The organism is Hymenobacter sp. CRA2, assembly GCF_002007105.1.
GTDB lineage: Bacteria > Bacteroidota > Bacteroidia > Cytophagales > Hymenobacteraceae > Solirubrum.
In genome coordinates, this window is sequence record NZ_MVBC01000018.1 from 83,317 (window position 1) to 104,499 (window position 21,183).

A 21,183-nucleotide genomic window follows, 5' to 3' on the forward strand; every position below is an offset into this window, starting at 1 on the left:
CGTCAAGCCACGGCGGCGCTCGGCATAGCGGGCTAAGGGGCGGGTTACGGCCGCCTCAGCGTCACGCTCATCAGACCGATAACCACGTCGTTGGCGAGGGCGCGCACGGTGAGGCTGTGGAGTTTTTTCTGCGGGTCGAGGGGCAGATCCAGCACCGTGACCGCGCCGCCGTCGATGGCGCGGGTGCTGAAGCCCTTGATGCTGCTGTACTGGTCGAACTGGCCGCCGCGCACCACTTGACCGGTTTTCAGGTGCACCCGCGGCGGGTGCGGCGCACCGGTGCGGAAGGCCAGGCCGTCGTCGAGGTAGTCCTGCTCGATGGGCCACCACGAGTCGGGGTTGCGCAGCGCGAGGCGGGCCGTGCTGCCGTCGGTATAGCGCACCACGACTTCGCCGTTGTCGAGCTGGCTCTGCATGGGGTTGGTGGAGCCGGCCATGAGCAGGTAGGCGTGCGAGGCGCGGCCCTTGAGCGGCACGGTGGCCTGCTCCGGGTAGTTGTTCCACTGCGAGACGAAGAGCACGTTTTTGGCGCCCGCCGCCCCGGGCGTGCGCAGCGGCACGCCCATTGGCAGCACGATTTCACCCGCCGCGCCGGCCTGCCGGCGCAGGCCGGAGTCGTCGATGGCCGCTGCCGTGAGCGGGTAGCACCAGTTGCCGATGCCCTGGGTGGGCAGCTGCAGCGTAGGGCCCACCGGCCGCGGCGAGACGTACTTGCCCGTCTGAAAGATGTTGGTGACCTGATCGTTGAAGTAGCGCGTCAGGTTGATTGGACTCCACTGCGCATCGGCCGCCGCAGGGCTGCTCCAGGTAATCAGCTGCTGGGTGGCGGCGTCGGTAGGGGTGCGGCGCAGGGTTACGGCATTGTGGCCCGGCACCAGGGCGCTGGCCGGCACCACCAGCTCCGCCGACAAGCCGCGCGGCGGGATGGCCGGCACCGACCACGTTTGCCCCGCCCGCTCCACTCCCACTGCCGCCGTGGGCAAGGACGAGTTGTTGCGCACGCGCAGGCGCAGGCTGCCGTCGGGCTGCTCCAGGCAGGAGGCTATTTCCAGGGCGGGCTTTCGCTCCAGGGGCAGCGGCGCCCACCACGTCAGGCTTCCCTGCCGCAGCTGCACAAAGGCCGTGCGGCTGCCGGGCGTCTCCTTCAGGCCCGCGTCGAGGATGTTGCCTTTGATAGTCGGGTTTTCAAGCGCCTGCTGCGGGTCGAACACCTTGGTCATGACGGCCCGGGAGGCCACCACTTTTATGGCGCCCCCGGCGCCCGGCACCACCTGCGCCCCGCCCGGCACCGGCCCCAGCCAGTTGATTTCCACGCGGTAGTGCGCCGCCGGCTCGGCCTGCACTTCAATGCCCGGCTGCCCCACGGCGTCGTCCCGGTTGGTCCAGCGGGCCGGCCGGCCGTTTACCGTCAGGCTTTGCACGTGCTCGGCCAGGGCGGGCAGCTGCAGCCGCAGCGCCAGGCGTTTCGGCAACCGCGGCGTCAGCTGGTACACCTCGCGCTGACCCTGGCGGCGGAAACGAAACGTTATGTCGGGCACTATCAGGGCCGCCGAATCCCAGGCGGCGGGCAGGCCGGGGCGCACCAGCAGGGTGTCGTGCAGAGCATCGGGCTGGATGCCGAACAAGCCTTCGACCAGAGAGCGGGCGGCCACGCCGATGGGGTCGGCGAAGTCGCGGTACAGCTCGCCGCGATGGGCGTCGTAGAAGCTGATTTGCTGAAAGTTGCCGGGGCTGCTGCCCAGGTACATGCTTTCGAGCAGCGCGCTTTTCCAGAGCCCAAAGGCATCGGCAGCACGGCCGGCCCGCCAGTAAGCCAGCGAGGCGTGCAGATTTTCGGCCAGCACCACGTTGTTCAGCGACCAGTCGTAGGGCTGCCAGTTGGTGGTCGAGAGCAAATAATAGCCGCCCTCCAGCAGGCCCGCGGCGCGCACCGGAATATGGGGCAGCTGGGTATCCACGTAGCGCAGGGCCTGGTAGGCCTGAAAGGCATCGGGCACTTCCGAGTCGATGGCGTGGTAAATGGTCCACAAGCCGGCGGCAGGATGCAGTTTTTTTCGGCCCAGCGCGTCCTGAAATTCGGCATACCAGCCCTGCTCGGGCAGCCACAGCCGCGTGTTCAGCGCCTGCCGGATCTTGGTGGCTTCCTGCCGGTAGGGCGCCGGGTTCTGCCCAATGAGCGCGGCCAGCTCGGCGGCCATCTTGTGGGCCAGGTAGTTGTAGGCCGAAGAATGCGTGACACCGCCACCGCTGTACTGCAGCGCGTCGGAGGCCCAAATGGCGGCGTAGGCGTCGTAGAGCCCGTCGCCGTCGGGGTCGAAGTTGCGCTTTTCCCAGGCCAAGTGCCGCTGCAGCAGCGGCCACATTTCGCGGGCAAAAGCCAGGTCGCCGGTCCAGCGCAGGTGGCGCAGCAGCTCGTCGATGAACACCAGGTTCATGTCGTAGTGGTGGGCGCGGAAGTCGCCGTCGGGGTTGCGGCTGATGTAGCCTGCCGAGTACACGCTGGTGCCCAGCTTTTCCTGCGAGCGGGCCAGGTTCAGGGCCGTGTCCATCACCACCGGCCCGGTTTGCGGCTGCGTCAGCTGCGACTGGGCGTAGGCCCGAAAGTGCATCTGCGCCCGCTCGTGCCAGCCCAGCGGGTCGGCGGCGTAGGGCCCGCGCCAGCCGTTGAGGCGCATGCGCCAGGCTACCGCGCCGTGCAGGTACGAGGGCGCCTCCCAGATGGCATCGGCCGCCACGCTCAAGGCCCCGCCCAGGGTATTCAGGTACGCATCCGGCGTGCTCACCTGCACGCGGCTGGCTAGCTGCTGCCGGGCGGCTTCGGCCTGCGCAAAGGCCTTCGGCAGGTCGGGGTAGCGCAGTGCCGAAACTTTGGCGCCGGCCTCGGCTGGCTTCTGCACGGCGAAGTACAGCACCTCGCCCGGCTTAGCCCCTACCCGGCCCGCCAGCACCGGCGCGACGCTCGATGGAGCCGCGGCCCAGCACTCCGCGGGCGTCTGCTGCCGGGCGGCGTCGCCTACGTGCGTGGCGGCAGTAACCGGGGCCACGCCCAGCAGCTGCGGCCGCCCCGACGGAGCCGGGTCATTTTTGGGCGGCTGACCAAACGTGAGTACAAACGCATTGCCGCGCAGCTGAAACTCGTTGCCTGCGCAGTACTCAGGCTTCAGGTAAAAGCTCGATTCGGGGTCGGCGCCGATGTCGCCGTCGCGGCTGAATTTCTTGCCCGTGGCGCCGCCGAAGGCCCACACCACCTGCACTTGCTGCGGGGCCACGTGCTCAAACTCGACCTTTATCACCATGCCTTCCGCGTCGACCAGGGCCAGCACCGTCAGGCGCAACTGCCCCTGCGGACCCAGCAAGGGGTCCTGAATGCGGTAGAGCATGGTGCCCGGCCGGTAGCGCGCCTCGATGCTGTCGGCCTTGATGAGCCACTTGCTGCGGCCACCGGCTACCAAGCCAAACTTCAAATTGCCGCCCATACCGGGCAGGTACAGGGCAAACTCGGGCAGGTCGCCGGCCTCCACGCGGAAGGCGGTGTGGGTGCCGTACAGCGCCCGGGTAAAGCGCCGGTTGCCGTTGCGGATGACAAAATCGGTGCCGGCGGGGCGGTAGCGCAACGCGCGCGGCTGCTGGTGCCGAAGTGGCTGACCAGATGGTGCCTGAGCCACGGCGGGCCGGGCCAGCAAGGCAGCAGCCCAAGCCAGCAAGCCAAGGCGCCAGCAGCGAGCAAACAAGCGGGTGGTGCGCAGGATGAGCAAATCGTTTTCGCCCGGGGCTGGGCCGTGGGATGGTGAGCGGTAAGGTAGGAAGCCCGGCTTTCGGCTGCGCGGGCAGCGAAAAACCGGGCTTACCAGGACAGCAGTCAGCGGGCCATGCTAGTACCCCGGGTTCTGGGCATACAGGCCCGGGGTGGCGCTCAGCTCGCTCTGCGGCACGGGGTAGATGATGTAGTTGGGCACCACCTGCTGGATCTTGCCGCCCGGGTTTTCGCGCGCAATCCAGTCGTTCATCACCGTCAGCACAAGGCCCGTGCGCACCAGATCGTGCCAGCGCAGGCCCTCGGCGGCAAACTCGCGGCGGCGCTCCTCCATCAGCTGCGGCAGCGTGATGCTGGTGAGAGCCGACAGCCCGGCGCGGGCGCGCACCTGGTTCACCAGGGCCGCGGCGTCGCCGGCCGAGCCGCCGCTACGCAACAGGGCTTCGGCTTTGAGCAGCAGCACGTCGGCGTAGCGCATGGTGATGAAGTTGATGGGCCAGTCGGTGCCGCCGGTGCCGCGGCCGGCGGCGCTGATGTACTTCTTGAACAGCGAGCGGTTTTCCGTGAAGGCGGGGTTGGTGGTGGTGTAGCCTGTCTGGATGGCGAAGGCTTTGCGCGGGTCGTTGGCGGCGTAGGAGGTCAGCAGGTCGGTCGAAACGGGCTTGATTTCGATGCCGCGCGAGTCGAACGGAATGCCCAGCGAGGTGAAGTAGCCGGGGGGCACCAGCAGCCCAGGGTGCGTAGCGCCGTTGCCCACGATGTACTGCACGTCGAAGAGTACCTCGGCGTTGTTTTCGTTGGCGTAGGAGAAGACGTTGCCGTAGGCGCTCGGGGCCGAGCCGGTGGCCGTAATCAGCGCGTAGCGGGCCGTGCCGCGAGCGTTGATGATGTCGTCGAGCAGGGTGATGGCGGCGGCGTAGTCGTTGGTAGCCAGGCCCGGGCCCGCGATGTTGTACGTGGGGCCCGAGCGCGTGAGGTACACCAGTGCCAGCAGGCCCTTGGCCGCGCCGGTGGAGGCCCGACCCACGTTGGCGCCGGTGTAGGTGGTGGCCAGGTTGGTGGTGGCAAAGGTCAGGTCTGCGATGATCAGCTCGTAGACCTGGGCCACGGGCGCCCGCCCGATTTTGGCTACTTCCTCGGGGCCCACGGCGCGCTCAATCAGCGGCACCGCCCCGAAGGTGCGCACCAGGTCGAAGTAGTGAAAGGCGCGCAGGAACCGGGCTTCGGCCTCGTAGCGCTTGCGCAGCGTCTCGTTCAGCACGGCGCCGCCGCGCTCGTTCAGCTGGTCCAGAAACAGGTTGGCCCGGTAGATGGCGTTGTAGTCCTGGGCCCACGTGTCGCTCACGTAGGGGTTGATGGCCAGCGTGGAGTTGAAGTTGTTGATCGGGTCCCAGTCGCGCACGCCCTGGCTGCTCACGCCGTAAATGTTGTCGGAACGAATTTCGGAGAGGACGAGCAGGCGGTCGGGGTAGCCGCGCAGCTGGCTGTACACGGCGGTCAGGGCCTGGTCGAAATCGGTGGCCGTCTGGTAGAAGTCCGGCACCGAGCCGTTGGACAGCGGGTTCTGGTCCAGGTCTTTCTCGCAGCTGCCCAGGCTCAGCAGCGCGGCGGCCAGCAAGAAGGTATATAGCTTTTTCATGGCTTGGCGGGAGGAAGAAAGGAAGAGTTTAGGAGCGCGACGCGGGCGGAGCTACGAAGCTTTTGCGTCTCGCTGCTCTGTACTCACATCTACTAAAAAGTGGCGTTCAGGCCCAGAATCAGGGTTTTGGCCAGCGGCAGCCCGCCGTAGTCCACGCCCGAGGTGAAGGTGCTGCCGTTGTCGGTATTCACCGCGTCGGGGTTGTAGCCGCCGTAGTACTTGTCGTGGCCGAACCAGTTTTCCGCCGTCACATAGATGCGCATGCCCTGCGCCACTTTCTTCGGCACCAGCAGGCCCAGGTCGTAGCCCAGCGTGATGTTGCGCACGCGGTAGTAGTCGGAGGAGTACAGCCAGTCGGAGTTTTTGAGGAAGCCGAAGTTGGCGTACACCTTGCCCTTTTCGCCGTTGCCGGGGTCTTCGGGGCTGCGCCACCGCTCGCGCGAGTGGCCGAGGGCGTTTTCGAGGTAGCTCACCGAGGTGCGGTCGATGGCGCGGCCCAGCAGCGAGTAGATGGAGCCGCCGTTCTGCCCCTGAATGAGCACGCTCAGGTCGAAGCCCTTGTACTTGAAGGTGTTGGTGATGCCCCAGGTGTACTTTGGGTTGGGCTGACCCAGAATCTGCCGGTCGTTCGTGTCGATTTTACCGTCGCCGTTGTAGTCCTCGTAGCGCGGGTCGCCGGCTTTCTGGTTGCCAAACAGGGCCGCGCCGCCGTCGATGTCGGCCTGCGACAGAATGCCCGTTTGCTTCACCACGTAGATGGAGTACATGGGCTGGCCCACTTGCAGAATGCTGTTGGGCTCGTTGGCCACCGACGTTACCTCAATGGGGGCGTCGCCCGGGCCCAGGTGCTTCACCTCGTTCTCGTTGTGGGAGAAGTTGACGGAGGTATTCCACACGAAGGCGTTGTTCAGGTTGTGGGTGGTCAGCTCCACTTCCCAGCCGCGGTTCTCCACTTCGCCGATGTTCACCAGGTTGGTGGGAAAGCCCGAGGCCGTGTTGATGGGCACGTTCAGCAGCAGGTCCTTGCTGGTTTTGGTGTAGTAGTCGAAGGTGGCGTAGATGCGGTTCTTCAGCAGGCCCACGTCGAGGCCGAAGTCGAGGGTGCGGTTCCGCTCCCACTTCAGCAGGTCGTTGGGGGCACGGTTCGGGGCCTGGCCGGTGGCCAGCGAGCCGCTGCTGCCCCCGAAGGCGTAGTTGTAGAAGCCCAGCGTCTGCTTGCTGTTGTAGTCGCCGATGCTGTTGTTGCCCGAGAAGCCGATGCTGGCGCGCAGCTTCAGGTCGCTAAGGGCGGGCACGGCGGCCATGAAGTTTTCCTGCGAGATGCGCCAGCCCACCGAGGCGGCCGGGAAGATGCCGAACTGGTACTGCGAGCCGAAGCGCGACGAGCCGTCGCGGCGGATGCTGGTGCTCAGCAGGTACTTGCTCAGGTAGCTGTACTGCAGGCGGCCGAAGTAGGAAATCAGCACGCTCCGGCTCTCAGTCGTGTTGTTGGAGCCCGTGCCGGTGATGTTGGTGGCCGCGTTCAGGGTGGTCACCGTGTTGTTGATGAAGCCGCCCGAGGCCGCCAGGCGCACGTTGTCAATTTTGGCCGTGTTGTAGGAGTAGCCGGCCAGCAGCGTAAAGTCGTGCTTATCGGCCAGGGTCTTGCTGTAGGTCAGCGTATTTTCGTTGACGAAGGTCTGCCGGCGGTAGCCGCTGTACGAGCCCGAGGCCAGCGAGGTGGGCAGGTTGCGCGCGGGCGGCGTGTAGGACTTGCCCTCCACGTCGTTGTTGTCCAGGTTCAGCGTGGTGCGGAAGCGCAGGTCGCGCACCAGTTCCAACTCGGCGTACAGGGTGCTGAGCGTGCGAAACGAGGTGGTGCGCCCGATGGAGTTTTCCAGCTGCTTCACCGGGCTCGACGTGGAGACGCCCCAGCGGTAGGGGTCGTACTTGCCGTAGCCCGTGGAGACGCCGGCCGTGTCCTCCACCACCGGCGCCATCGACACGAGCTGGTGCAGGCGGTTGTCCTTGCCTTCCACGCCGGGGTCGTCGGTGACGGAGTAGGTCGGGTTCACATTCAGGCCGAATTTGAGGCGGTTGCTGGCCTTCACTTCCACGTTGGCGCGGGCCGAATACCGCTTGTAATCCAGCCCCTTGATGAAGCCCATTTGATTGGTGTAGTTGCCCGACACGTAGTAGTTCACGTTGTCGGTGGCGCCGCTGGCGGCCACCTGGTAGCTCTGCGTGCCGCCGGTGCGGAAGGCTTCGTCCTGCCAGTCGATGTACTGCAGGCCCGGGTGCCCGGGCAGGGCCCACCGCGGGTCCTTCATGATGTTGGTGTTGACGACCCCGGCCGCAATGGGCGTTGTGGGGTTGTCCTGGTTGTAAATCGTGCGCCGGGTGTTGTTGTCCTGCGAGGCCAGGTGCGGCGGGCCGTTAGGCTTCTGGGTGGCCACCCAGTTGGCATCGATCCACTCCGAGGCGCGCTCCACCCATTCGTCGCCGCTGAGTAAGTCCAGCTTCTTGGCGGGGCGGCTCACGCCCACGTAGGTGTTGAAGCTGATCTGCGGCTTGCCCGTTTTGCCGCGCTTGGTGGTGATGATAACCACCCCGTTGGCGGCACGCGAGCCGTAGATGGCGGCCGCGGCCGCGTCCTTCAGCACCTGAATGGACTCGATGTCGTTGGGGTTGAGGTTGTCGAGCGGGCTGCCGTTGGCGTAGCGTCCGCCGCCATTCTGCGAGGCGTTGTCCAAGGGAAAGCCGTCGAGGACGTAGAGCGGCTCGTTGCCGGCCGAGATGGAGCCCGCGCCGCGCACCTGCACGCTCAGGCCGCGGCCCGGCACACCGGTATTTTGCTGCACGCGCACGCCGGCCATCTGGCCCACCAGCGCCTGATCCACGCGCGTCAGCGGCCGCTCCTCCACCTTGCTCACGTCGAAGGTGGCAATAGCCCCGGTCACGTCGGCTTTCTTCTGCGTGCCGTAGCCCACCACCACCACTTCCTCCAGCGCCTTGGTGTCTTCCAGCAGCGTTACGGTAAAGGTTTCGGCGCCCGAAAACTTGCGCTCCACCGTCTGGAAGCCCACGAAGCTGAACACCAGCGTTCCGCTCGTTTCGGGCACCGACAGGGCAAAGCTACCGTCGGGGCCGGTGGTGGCGCCGCGCGCCGTGCCTTTCAGCGCCACGGTCACCCCCGGCAGGGCCTCGCCCTTGTTGGAGACGACCTTACCCGACAGCTGCCATTCGGCCGGGGAAGCTTCCGTGGCCTGCGCCCGCAGGGGCAGCAGGCCCGGCGCGGCCAGCAGCAGCAGCGACAGCGCTGCCGTGGGCCGGTACCGTAGCCATGCGTAGTTTTTGTTCATGGTTGTGAGGGAAGTAGAGTGGGAAACTGCGTCTGGAATCGAAAGCCAAACTATTTGCCCACCTCACCCAAACTGTCCTGTAGAGTGCTGTTTGGTGAGTGAGTACTCACAATATTTTACAACTGCTATACTAAGTCCAGTCCTACCTACCCCATTTCACCATATCGCAACTAGCCCAACCAGCTGATTAGCTGCTGATTTCACCCGTCGTTTGCAGTAGAAAAGTCGTGCGGTTACCTTTTTTTCGGTGCCCTGTGCCTGGCTACAGGTGAGTACCCGAAGGGCAGCTGTAGCGGCTTGGCGAACATTGGTGTAGTTCAGCCGAGGCAGGTACCTAACGCGCCGTCCGGCTATGTCACCACCAACGGTATACTGCCATGCTGCACCTGCGTTTCTGGGCCCTTCTGGTCCTGCTCCTGCTCACCCACACGGCCTCGCGCCCGGCCCGGCGGCCCACGCTCTACCTCATCGGCGACTCCACCGTGCGCAACGGCGCGGGCAAAGGCGCCGACCGGATGTGGGGCTGGGGCAGCTTCCTGGCCGAGCACTTCGACACCACGCGTATTCGCATCAGCAACCAGGCCATCGGCGGGCGCAGCAGCCGCACCTTCCTCACCGAGGGCCGCTGGGGCAACATCCTGCACACCCTGCAGCCCGGCGACTACGTGCTGATGCAGTTCGGCCACAACGACGGCGGCCCCGTCAACGACACGCTGCGCGCCCGCGGCACGCTCAAGGGCATCGGCCCCGAAACGGAGGACATCCGCAACCTGCTCACCCAGCAGGCCGAAACGGTGCATACCTACGGCTGGTATATGCGACGCTACGTGGCCGACACCAAGGCCCGGGGCGCCACGCCCATTGTGTGCTCGTTGGTGCCGCGCAACGTGTGGCAAGGCGGCCGGGTGCAGCGCAACGCCGCCGATTACGCCGGCTGGGCGGCCGCCGTGGCCAAAAGCGAAAACGCCTACTTCATCGACCTGAACGAGCGGGTGGCCCGGCAGTACGATGCCCTCGGCGACGAGCAACAGCTCAAGGCCACCTACTTCGTGCAGGACCACACCAACGAGGCCGGCGCCCGCCTGAACGCGGCCACCGTGGTGCAGGGCATCAGGGACCTGAAAAAATGCCCGCTGCGCAAGTACCTGCGCTGACCTGCCTACCCGCCGCAAATGCAAACGGGGGCAGCCGCTTGGCCGCCCCCGTTTGGTTCACTTCACTTGGGGTTGTCGCAGGTTCATCCAATCATAGGCGCAGTTCGAGTAGGGCAAAAGGCGCAACGCGTCCGGGGACGGTAGCTGCGCAGGTCGGTTTCGGGCTATGGTCGCCGGGCGGCTGCGGTGGCTGCACGGCTAGGCGATATTTGCGAAGTTTTTTTACGGCATCCCAACGGCATTTGCCCTAAGTTCATACCCATCAATTACATCTTCCATCCTCTGTCCTTCAGGCCCTTTCAGGTTGCGTTAGGCCCAGGCTTCGGCTTAAATGCAACGGGCGGCCACAAGGCCGCCCGTTGCACTTCACTCACTTAGGACTAATGGAACGAGGTACTATATACGGATGACTGCCGTCCGGAGCTTAGCGTTGCACGGCTACCGCGTCGGCCGAGTTGGAGTTGCTGGTTTGAGAATTGGCCGGAGCCGTGGTTTTGGCCTCCTGCGTGGGTTTTTCCGAACCCAGATAATTGCCGTAGCCCACAATAACGGTGGAGAAAACCACTGCCAGAATGCCAATGGCCACGGTGCGCATGGTGGGCCGGTTGGCGCCGCGCCACTCGTGCAGGTAGAGGCCCCACAAGGAGCTGAACGTGATGATGAAAGCCATGTGCAGCGTCCAGCCCGAAAAACGGTAGTCGCCGAGCTGGGTGTCGCCCATGCCGTAGAAGAAGAACTGCAGGTACCACGTCAGGCCGGCCAGGGCGCAGAAGAAGATGTTGCGCGCCACCGGGGCTGTCACGTTGGTGTAGTCCGAGAAGGTTTTGTTCTTGAAGTTCAGGTAGAGGCACCAGAGGCCGTTGGTGGTCAGGCCGCCGAGCAGCACCACCACCAGGATGGCGTTGTTTTTATAGAGCGGGTCGGTGCCGTGCTGCACCGCAAGGTCGGCAATGCCCTGGCCCGCGTCGAGGCCGAAGGACATGCAGGCCGACATCACGCCCGAAAACACGGCCACCAGCAGCCCCTTGCGCAGGTCAAATTCAGCAATGGACGCCTGCTTCTGCTCGGTCGACAAAGACTTCTCCTTCATCATACCAGCCACCCCGCAAATCAGAATACCCGCCACGCACACCGCCAGGCCAATCAGAATCATGCGGCCCGAGGGTGTGCCCAGCAGCTGGGCAAACTCACTTTTCCAGAGTGGGGGTACCACCGTGCCAAACACCGCGCACAAACCCAGCGTGACGGCCATGCCCAGCGAGAGGCCCAGGTAGCGCATGGCCAGCCCGAACGTGAGCCCGCCGAAGCCCCACATCACGCCCCAGAAGTACACCCAGGCCAGATCGGAGCCCGAGGCCTGGCCCAGCACCTGGAACAGATCCGACACGGTAGCCAGGCCGAGCACGATGGGCGCCACCAGCCACGACACGATACCGCCGACCAGCCAGTAGCTTTCCCAGGCCCAGCCCTTCACTTTCTTGTAGGGCAGGTAGAAGCTGCCCGAGGCAAAGCCTCCCAATGCGTGCAGAATGACTCCCCAGAGGACGGCCATAACGGGTGGTGAATTTGGTGGGTGTGGGGCAAAGCTGCCCTTTAAAATAGCCCAAACTCTCCTGCTCCCTCCTGACTCCGAGTAAATGCTTACTCACTGGGGCTAACCTACTAGCCCTCGGCCCGATATTTTTCACCTTGAGCAGGAGAGTGCAGGATGTGAGCGGCGCAGGCAAGGACGTACTTTGTCTCAAAGCTAATTCCCTTACCCTTTCTCCGCGACATTCAACCAAGGCGCACTATGGAAAAAACGCTCACCTTCCAGCACGTCAGCTACCTGTGGGACGAGGCCAAGGCCGCCCAGCTGGCCGGCGACGAAGTAGCCCTGTTCCTGTACCGCTCGAACCTGCTCGGTGCCGACCTGCGCCTGACCAATTACGCCGGCGGCAATACTTCCTGCAAAATCACTGAAACCGACCCCGTCACCGGCCAGCCGGTGGAAGTAATGTGGGTGAAAGGCTCGGGCGGCGACATCGGCACGCTGACCAAGGCCGGCTGCGCCAACCTCTACGTCGACAAGCTGCACGCCCTGAAGCAGCGCTACCGCGGCCTGCAGTTCGAGGACGAGATGGTAGCCCTGTTCGACCACTGCCTGTTCGACCCCAAGTGCGCCGCGCCCAGCATCGATACCCCGCTGCACGGCCTGCTGCCCTTCAAACACATCGACCACCTGCACCCCGATGCGCTGATTGCCATTGCGGCCAGCAAGGACGGCGAGCAGATCATGAAGGAAATCTGGGGCGACACCATGGCCTGGCTGCCCTGGCAGCGCCCCGGCTTCGACCTCGGCCTGAAACTGGAGGAAACGGTGAAGAACAACCCCGGCCTGCGCGGCGTCATCCTCGGCGGCCACGGCCTCTTCACCTGGGGCGACACCAGCTACGACTCCTATATCAATACGCTGGAGGTTATCGAGCAGGCTGCCGCCTACCTCGAAGAAAACTACGGCAAGCGTCGGCCCGTGTTCGGCGGCGTGAAGCAGGAGCAAACCCTGGACGCCGCCCAGCGCCGCCAGCAGGCCGCCGCCGTGATGCCCACCCTGCGCGGGCTGGCCTCGGGCCACCGCCGCATGCTCGGCCACTACACGGATGATTCGCGGGTGCTGGAGTTCGTGAATTCCAACGACCTGGAGCGCCTCGCGCGCCTGGGCACCTCCTGCCCCGACCACTTCCTGCGCACCAAAATCCGCCCGCTGGTGCTCGATCCGGCGCAGATGCACCAGCCGCTGCCGGCGGTGAAGGAGTACCTACAGGAGCAGTTTGAGGCCTACCGCCAGGACTACACCGCCTACTACGAGCGCAGCAAGCACGCCAACTCGCCCGCCCGCCGCGACCCGAACCCGGTGGTGATTCTGTGGCCCGGCGTGGGCATGTTCACCTTCGCCAAAGACAAACAGACCGCCCGCGTAGCTGCCGAGTTCTACACCAACGCCATCAACGTGATGCGCGGGGCCGAAGCCGTATCGGAATACCAAGGCCTGCCTGAGCAGGAAGCCTTCGACATCGAGTACTGGCTGCTGGAAGAAGCCAAGCTGCAGCGCATGCCCAAGCCCAAGAGCCTATCGGGCCAGGTGGCCTACGTGACGGGCGGCACCGGCGGCATCGGCAAGGCTATCTGCGAAATCCTGCTGCAAAACGGCGCCTGCGTGGTAGCTACCGACCGCGACCGGCTGGAAGAAACCCAAACCGAGCTGCGCAAACAGTACGGCAAGGACAATGCCCTCACCGCCGGCATCGACGTAACCAGCGCCGAGAGCATTGCCGAGTCGCTGCGCCAATCGGTGCTGCAGTTCGGCGGCGTGGATATCGTGGTGAACTGCGCCGGTTTGTCGATCAGCAAGCCGCTGAGCGAGACGACGCAAGCCGACTGGGACATCCTGAACGACGTGCTGGTGAAAGGCCAGTTCCTGGTGACCCAGCAGGCCGTGGAAATCCAGCGCCAGCAGGGCCTGGGCGGCGACGTGGTGAACATTGCCAGCAAAAACGGCCTCGTAGCCGGCCCCAACAACGTGGCCTACGGCACGGCTAAAGCTGCTCAGCTGCATATGTCGCGCCTGCTCGCGGCTGAGCTGGGCCCCGACAAAATCCGCGTCAACACCGTGAACCCCGACGCCGTGCTGCGCGGCTCCAAGATCTGGGAAGGCGACTGGGCCGCTGGCCGCGCCAAGGCCTACGGCGTGTCGGTGGAAGACCTGCCGGCGCACTACGCCAAGCGCACCTTGCTGGGCGAGGAAGTGCTGGCCGAGGACATTGCCAAGGCGGTGCTCGTGTTCGTGGATGGCTCGCTGGCCAAGTCCACGGGCAACGTACTGAACGTGGACGGCGGCGTGGCTATGGCCTTCGTGCGCTAATTCGCAACTTTCTGTCCGAAAATAAATAAGCCGGCCCGCAAGGCCGGCTTATTTATTTGATTTCCAATTGCTCAAACGTCGGCACAAATAAATACCTCTATTCATTTCGTCTATAAAGGCAATTCATTGGGAACGTTCCCGATATCGATTGCACAACTATTCCCACCGCGACCTTCCCCATTTGCGCCGAATTCGTTAAGTTTTGACTGTCAAAAATCCTCCTCCCACCCCAGTTCTGCGGCTTATGGTTTTGCACCTTACCCGAACGCTGCCAGGTTGCTGTTGGCGCAGCGCGTGGGCAGTAGCCCGGGTCGCCGGGCTGGGCTCTCACCTTTTGCGTCCGCGCTTCCGGCATGTATAAGCTGCAGTTTAAGCCCTTTGACAAGACTCCGAAGTACAAGCAGATTGTGCAGTCGGTCATTACCGACATTGAGCGCGGGGTACTGAAGCGCGAAGACCAACTGCCCTCCATCAGCGAGTTGAGCGCCGAGTATTACCTAGCCCGCGACACCGTCGAGAAGGCCTACCGCGAGTTGCGGGCCCGCGGCTTCATTACCTCGGTGCAGGGCAAGGGCTACTACGTGCAGGCCACCGACGCGAGCAAGCTCAAAATCCTGCTCGTATTCAATAAATTAAGCTCGTATAAGAAAATTATTTATTACGCTTTTCTAAATGCCCTGGGAAGCCGCGCGTCGGTGGATTTACAAATTCACCATTACAGCGCGAGTCTATTTCAGGATATTATGGAAAAGAATATGGGCAAATACAATTATTACGTGGTCATGCCGCATTTCACCCAGGATCTGGACAAGGCTGATTACAAAGCCATTCTGAACTCCATTCCGGCCGGGGAGCTGGTGCTACTCGACAAGGAAATTCCGGACTTGAAACACCCTTGCCTGACGGTATACCAGGATTTCGACAAGGACATTTTCGGGGCGCTGGAGGGCGTGACGGACCTGCTGGCCAAGTACCACAAGCTGGTGCTGGTGCTGCCGAGCGTGGGCAACAACTACCCGGTGGAAATTGCCTGGGGCTTCCGCACCTTCTGCGCCAAGCACGGCAAGGAGTTTTCCATCAAGGAAAACGCCATGAACGAGGTGCTGGAGCCCGGCACAGCCTACGTGGTGGTGGAAACCACCGACCTGGCCGAGCTGATCAAGAAAGTGCGGCAGACGCCCTACCTGCTGGGCCGTGAAATCGGCATTCTGTCCTTCAACACCAGCACCCTGAAGGAGCTGCTGGGCATTACCGTCATTTCCACCGACTTCGAGGCCATGGGCCAGACGGCCGCCGAGCTGCTGCTGCAAGGCCGGCGCGAAAAGGTAAAAAACCCCTTCTACACCATCCGGCGCGGGTCGTTGTAATTCCCAAAGAACCCAACGAATTATCTGGCACGTCATGCTGCGCCCCGTCGCAGCATGACGTTCTTGTGTTAGAAGCACAGCCGTGTACCCGGCGCTTGTTCTTCTATCCTTTTCCCCGCTTGCAGGAGAGTTCAGAACAGTTTCGGTTAGGGTCGGGAGTACTTTGCTTAAGCTTAGCCATGTCCCACCCACCGGGGCGGTAACCGCTCACTCAGCGCCCGCGCCGTTGCCATCCCTCCGCGACTATGATCGACGCCCAACGCCTTCACGACCTCAACCACGCCAAACAGGCCGAACACGAGCTGCGCCTCGGGTTTCTGCGCGACCTATTGGGCCGCCGCGGCCTCGATGTGCAGGACGTCATCCGGAAGCTGGTGCAGTTTCAGGTAGCCATTCCGAGCTGGGCCCTGGGCACCGGCGGCACGCGCTTCGGGCGCTACCCGCTGGGCGGCGAGCCGCGCAACCTGGAAGAGAAGATTCAGGACATTGGCCTGCTCAACCAGCTCAACGGCTCCTCCAACTCGATTTCCCTGCACATTCCCTGGGACATTCCTACGGACGTGGCCGCCATCGAGCAGCAGCTCGCGGAGCAGAAGCTGGTGATTGACTCGGTCAACTCCAACACCTTCCAGGACCAGAAAGACCAGGCCTACTCCTACAAGTTTGGCTCCCTGTGCCACACCGAGCAGGGTGTGCGCGAGCAGGCCATTCAGCACAACATCGAGTGCGTGCGCTACGGCGAGCAGCTCGGCGCCAAGACGCACACCGTGTGGCTGGCCGACGGCTCGAACTTCCCCGGGCAGCAGCACTTCCGCCGCGCCTATCAGCGCACGCAGGAGTCGCTGGCGGCCATCTACGAGGCGCTGCCCTCCGACTGGACCATGCTCATCGAGTACAAGCCCTACGAGCCGCACTTCTACTCCATGATCATCCCCGACTGGGGTACCTCCTACTCGCTGTGCCAGCAACTGGGTAAGCAGGCGCAGGTGCTGGTGGATCTGGGCCACCACCTGCCCAATACCAACATCGAGCAGATCGTGGGCCGTTTGCTGCACTTCGGGCGCCTCGGCGGCTTCCACTTCAACGGCTCCATGTACGGCGACGACGACCTGACGACGGGCAGCATGAAGCCCTTCCAGCTCTTCCTGATCTTCAACGAGCTAGTGGACGGCGCCCAGGACCAGGCAGTCAGCAACCCCGCCGTGGCCTACATGATTGACGCCAGCCACAACACCAAGGACCCGCTGGAAGACCTGCTGCAGTCGGTCGACAACATCCTCGGCGCCTACGCCAAGGCCCTGCTGGTAGACCGCGCCCAGTTGAGCGAGCTGCAACAAAATAACGACGTGGTGCGGGCCGAGGAGCTGCTGCGCGACGCTTTCCTGACCGACGTACGCCCGCTCGTGCAGGACGCCTACCTGCAGGCCGGCGGTGCCCTTGACCCGATTTCGGCCTACCGCGCGGCGGCGGTGCGCGAGCAACTCATCCAGCAACGCGGCAAGCTCAGCCTGTCGACCGGCCTGTAAGCCAACTTGTATGAAAAAGACCATTTATGCCGTCTTCGACGTGGGCAAGACCAACAAGAAGGTCATCCTCTTCGACGAAGACCGGCAGATAATAGAAGAAAAGCAGCACGTGTGCGTGGATACCGTCGATGACGATGGCTTTCCGTGCGAGAGCCTGGCCCGCCTGACGCAGTGGGTGCAGGACCACTGGCACGGGCTGCGCACCAACTCGCGCTTCTCGGTGAAGGGGGTGAATTTCACTTCCTACGGGGCCAGCTTCGTGCACCTGGGGGCCAACGGGCAACCCGTGCTGCCGCTCTACAACTACCTCAAGCCCCTGCCCGAACAGTGGCTGGAGCGCTTTTACCAGGAGCTGGGCCAGTCGAAGGAAGAATTTGCGGCCGCTACCTGCTCGCCGCAGCTGGGCATGCTCAACTCGGGCCTGCAGCTGTACTGGCTGAAGCACGCCAAGCCGCAGCAGTTTTCGCGCATTCGCACGTCGCTGCACCTGCCGCAGTACCTCTCCTACCTCATCACCGGCGAAGCCTTCAGCGACTACACCTCCGTGGGCTGCCACACCGGCCTCTGGGACTACGCCAAGGGCCAGTACCACGACTGGGTGTACCGCGAGGGCATCGACGACAAGCTGGCCCCGCTGACGCAGGACTCCGTGGCTGGCGTGGTCGACGGCATCCTGGTGGGCGTGGGCCTGCACGACTCCTCTGCGGCCGTGCTGCCTTACCTGCTGGAGTGCCAGGAGCCGTTTTTGCTCGTCTCGACGGGTACCTGGGCGGTGGTGCTCAACCCCTTCAACGACCAGCCGCTCACGCCCGAGCTGCTGCGCCGCGACTGCCTGAGCTTCCTCTCGCCCAAGGGCCGTATGACCAAGGCCGCGCGCAACTTCTTCGGCCGGGAGCACGACTATCAGGTGCAGCGCATTGCCAATCACTTCCAGGTCAAGCCCGATTTCTACCACAGTTTCGTGCTGGCTCGTCCCTACGACCCAGCCGCCGCGCCGTTCCATCCGTGGTGCATGGCCGGCACCGGCCCCTTCCCCGACGAGCCGGTGACCGAGTGGGAGCTGTCGGGCTTCAAGACGGCCGGCGAGGCCTACCACCAGCTCATCCACGGGCTGATGGACATCCTGACCGAGTCCATCAAACTGGTGTACCAGGACGAGCAGATTATCTACGTCGACGGCGGTTTCGCCCGCAACCCGCTGTTTATGCAGGTGCTGGGCTGGAACTTCCCGCAGGCCGACATCCGCACCCTGGAAGTGCCCCAGGCCACCGCGCTGGGTGCCCTCACGCACCTGGAGCAGGGCGAAGCCTGGACCAAGACGCAGCTGCTGTTTACCTAAACCGCACCGTTGCCAGAAGCCAAGGAGCTAGTTCCCCTCCTCAGTTGAGGAGGCGTTAGGGGTGGTTGACCCATCGTTGAACGACTTCTGGAACTAGCTTCCTGGCTCTAGCTTTCAACCACCCCTAGCCCCTCCTCAGCTGAGGAGGGGAACTAGCTTTAGCTGTCCATGAAAGTAGGCTTGTTTATTCCGTGCTACGTCGATCAGTTTTACCCGCAGGTGGGCATTGCGACCTACCAGTTGCTGGAAAAGCTGGGCGTGCGGGCTGATTTCCCGGTGAAGCAAACCTGCTGCGGCCAGCCCATGGCCAATACCGGCTGCGAGCAGGACGCCAAGCCCGTGTACCGGCACTTCGTCGACACCTTCCAGGGCTACGACTACGTGGTGGCGCCTTCGGGCAGCTGCGTGTACCACGTGCGCAAGCACTACGACGTGGTGGAGCAAACCGGCGCCGTGCAGCACGTACGCCAGGCCACCTATGACTTGTTTGACTTCATCACCTCGGTGCTGGGCGTGACGGAGCTGCCGGGCCGCTTTCCGCACCAGGTAGGCCTGCACCTGAGCTGCCACGGGCAGCGCGGGCTGCACCAGGCCAACGAGTCGGAAATGACGCCAGTGCGCGACGGGCAGCTCAGCCGCCTGCTGCGCAGCCTCGACGGGCTGACGCTGACCGAACTGAGCCGCAACGACGAGTGCTGCGGCTTCGGCGGCACCTTCTGCATCACCGAGGAAGCCGTATCCGCCCGCATGGGTCAGGACCGCGTGCAGGACCACCTGCAACACGGCACTCAGGTACTTACTGGCGGGGATATGTCCTGCCTGATGCACCTGCAAGGCATCGTGCGCCGCCGGCAGCTGCCGATGCGCGTACTGCACGCAGTCGAAATCTTCAACGTGGCCCTACAGCCGTCGGGCACTTCGGTGTCGACGTTTGTGCCACAGTCAACGACGGCCGAACGTGTGTAGCGCGAACTTTCAGTTCGCGTATCTCAGATAGTAATTTTCATTGCCTGCACCCGGAGCTGTTCTGGCAAACGCGAACTGAAAGTTCGCGCTACCTCCAAGCGGTGCGGACGCAAGACCGAGGCCTTTTTGCCCATGAGTCACCCCCAACGAGCTGCCGCCTTTACCAGCGACGCCGAGCGCACCACCTGGCACGACGAGACGCTGTGGTTTGTGCGCCAGAAGCGCGACAAGGCCGTCTACGCTATACCCGAGTTTCAGGAGCTGCGGCAGCTGGCCTCCGACATCAAAGAGCACACCCTCAGCCGCCTCGACGAGTACCTGGAGCAGTTTGAGCAAAACGCCCGCGCCAACGGTGTGCAGGTGCACTGGGCCGCCGACGCCGAGGAACACAACCGCATCGTGCTCGACATCATGCGCGGCGTGGGCGCCACCAGCCTCGTGAAGAGCAAGTCCATGCTCACCGAGGAGTGCCACCTCAATCCGTACCTGATCAAAAACGGCATTGCGGTGGTGGATACCGACCTCGGGGAGCGAATCGTTCAGCTGCGCGAGGAGGCGCCCAGCCACTTGGTGCTGCCGGCCATTCACCTGAAGAAGGAGGACGTGGGCGAGACCTTCCACGTGCACCTGGGCACGCCCAAGGGCGAAAAGGACCCGCAGAATCTCACGGAAGCGGCCCGTCGGCATTTGCGCGAGAAGTTTCTCATCGGGCAGGTGGCCATTACCGGCGTCAATTTCGCCATTGCCGAAACCGGGGCCGTGGTGGTGTGCACCAACGAAGGCAACGCCGACCTGGGCGTGAACCTGGCCCAGGTGCACATTGCCTGCATGGGCATGGAAAAGCTCATTCCGCGCACCGCCGATTTGGGCGTGTTTACCCGCCTGCTGGCCCGCAGCGCCACCGGGCAGCCCGTCACCACTTACACCTCGCACTTTGCCAAACCCGCTGAGGGCCGGCAGATGCACATCGTCATCGTGGACAACGGGCGCACCCGGCAGCTGGGCCGGCCCGACTTCCGCAACTCGCTCAAGTGCATTCGTTGCGGGGCCTGCATGAACACCTGCCCGGTGTACCGGCGCAGCGGCGGCCACAGCTACGACTTCACCGTGCCCGGGCCCATCGGCGCCATTCTCTCGCCCAACATCGACATGCGCCAGCACAGTTCGCTGCCCTTCGCCAGCACGCTCTGCGGCTCCTGCACCGATGTGTGCCCGGTCAAAATCGACATCCACGCCCAGCTCTACAAGTGGCGGCAGATCATTGCCCAGGAGGGCGAATTGCCAGTCTCCAAAAAACTGGGCATGAAGCTACTGAGCAGTGTACTGGCCCGGCCGGCCATCTACCGCTTCGGGGGCAAAATAGCCCGCGAAGGCCTGCGCTTCCTGCCCCACGCCCTCACCCACGCCACTGCCTTCAACCCCTGGGCCAAAGCCCGCGAACTGCCCGAAGCGCCCAAGCAAAGCTTCCGCGACTGGTACCAGCAAACGGTGAAATAGCGAGGTGTGAACTGGTGAGTTGACGTGCCATTTGCGCAAGCCGCGCGGCTCTCGCCACCACCACATCAAACTCACCATCTCACCAATTCACCATCTCACCGAATATGCCCTCCCGCGAATCCATTCTGGCGGCGGTGCGCGCCAACCGCCCCGCCGCTACTCCCCTGCCGCCCGTGGCCGACTTCGCGGGCGAGGCCACGGTGGAGCAGTTCACCCACTGGCTGCACTTCATTGGCGGGCAGGTAATCCGCCTCGCGCCCGCGCAGCCACTGGACCAGGTCGTGCGCCAGCTCTACCCCGATGCCACACGCATCGCCTCGGACCTGATTCCGGCGACTGTGCCGGTCGACCAGCAGACGCCGACCGAGGTGCTAGAAGCCGTGGATGTGGCCGTGCTCCGCGGGGAGTTGGGCGTGGCCGAAAACGGCGCGGTGTGGGTGCCTGAAGTCAACATGCTGCACCGCGCCCTGCCCATGATCAGCCAGCACCTGGCCCTGGTGCTCGACCACCGCAGCATCGTGGCCACCATGCACCAGGCCTACGCGGCCGTGCAGCACACCGGCAATTACGGCGTGTTCATAGCCGGGCCGTCCAAGACGGCGGATATCGAGCAATCCTTGGTTATCGGGGCGCACGGGGCGCGCAGCCTGGTGGTGCTGCTACGCTAGTCCAGCAGGCAGGCACCGAACCAAAACAGGC

General features: G+C 63.9%; 12 protein-coding genes. 8 read left to right on the forward strand and 4 right to left on the reverse strand.

The annotated features are described in order from the left end of the window. Positions 1 to 44 precede the first annotated feature (44 nt). The 3 genes from B0919_RS21860 to B0919_RS21870 form a co-directional block, all read right to left on the reverse strand. Positions 45 to 3,731, reverse strand: coding sequence for a DUF4450 domain-containing protein (locus B0919_RS21860; RefSeq protein ID WP_078014451.1), 3,687 nt, complete (start codon positions 3,729 to 3,731; stop codon positions 45 to 47). Positions 3,732 to 3,872: 141 nt separating this feature from the next. Then, positions 3,873 to 5,393, reverse strand: a complete 1,521-nt coding sequence (locus B0919_RS21865; protein ID WP_078014430.1) for a RagB/SusD family nutrient uptake outer membrane protein — start codon at positions 5,391 to 5,393, stop codon at positions 3,873 to 3,875. A 92-nt stretch (positions 5,394 to 5,485) separates the two neighbouring features. Next, positions 5,486 to 8,734, reverse strand: a complete 3,249-nt coding sequence (locus tag B0919_RS21870) for a SusC/RagA family TonB-linked outer membrane protein (RefSeq protein WP_139362318.1) — start codon at positions 8,732 to 8,734, stop codon at positions 5,486 to 5,488. Between the two features lie 377 nt (positions 8,735 to 9,111). Here B0919_RS21870 and B0919_RS21875 point away from each other — a divergent pair, with 377 nt between their 5' ends. Next, positions 9,112 to 9,888, forward strand: a complete 777-nt coding sequence (locus B0919_RS21875; RefSeq protein ID WP_078014431.1) for a rhamnogalacturonan acetylesterase — start codon at positions 9,112 to 9,114, stop codon at positions 9,886 to 9,888. A gap of 424 nt (positions 9,889 to 10,312) precedes the next feature. Here the strand turns inward: B0919_RS21875 and rhaT are convergent, their stop codons facing one another. Next, a complete protein-coding gene (gene rhaT / locus B0919_RS21880; RefSeq protein ID WP_078014432.1) occupies positions 10,313 to 11,440 on the reverse strand; it encodes an L-rhamnose/proton symporter RhaT in 1,128 nt (375 codons plus the stop codon). 240 nt (positions 11,441 to 11,680) lie between these two features. On the opposite strand from rhaT, the gene B0919_RS21885 reads away from it, so the two are divergent. From B0919_RS21885 to B0919_RS21915, 7 genes are all read left to right on the forward strand, one after another. Next, a complete protein-coding gene (locus tag B0919_RS21885; protein ID WP_078014433.1) occupies positions 11,681 to 13,789 on the forward strand; it encodes a bifunctional aldolase/short-chain dehydrogenase in 2,109 nt (702 codons plus the stop codon). A 353-nt stretch (positions 13,790 to 14,142) separates the two neighbouring features. Beyond that, positions 14,143 to 15,156, forward strand: coding sequence for a GntR family transcriptional regulator (locus tag B0919_RS21890; RefSeq protein WP_078014434.1), 1,014 nt, complete (start codon positions 14,143 to 14,145; stop codon positions 15,154 to 15,156). Positions 15,157 to 15,401: 245 nt separating this feature from the next. Then, positions 15,402 to 16,682 carry a TIM barrel protein gene (locus B0919_RS21895; RefSeq protein WP_078014435.1) on the forward strand — a complete coding sequence of 427 codons (1,281 nt, stop codon included), beginning with the start codon at positions 15,402 to 15,404 and terminating at the stop codon, positions 16,680 to 16,682. Between the two features lie 10 nt (positions 16,683 to 16,692). Beyond that, positions 16,693 to 18,021, forward strand: coding sequence for an FGGY-family carbohydrate kinase (locus B0919_RS21900; RefSeq protein WP_078014436.1), 1,329 nt, complete (start codon positions 16,693 to 16,695; stop codon positions 18,019 to 18,021). Positions 18,022 to 18,189: 168 nt separating this feature from the next. After that, the gene (locus B0919_RS21905; protein WP_078014437.1) at positions 18,190 to 18,987 is read left to right on the forward strand and encodes a (Fe-S)-binding protein; all 798 of its coding nucleotides are present in this window, start codon (positions 18,190 to 18,192) and stop codon (positions 18,985 to 18,987) included. A gap of 132 nt (positions 18,988 to 19,119) precedes the next feature. Continuing rightward, a complete protein-coding gene (locus B0919_RS21910) occupies positions 19,120 to 20,484 on the forward strand; it encodes a lactate utilization protein B (protein ID WP_078014438.1) in 1,365 nt (454 codons plus the stop codon). Positions 20,485 to 20,588: 104 nt separating this feature from the next. Then, positions 20,589 to 21,152 (forward strand): lactate utilization protein C, encoded by a 564-nt coding sequence (locus B0919_RS21915; RefSeq protein WP_078014439.1) that lies wholly within the window; start codon positions 20,589 to 20,591, stop codon positions 21,150 to 21,152. Positions 21,153 to 21,183 lie beyond the last annotated feature (31 nt).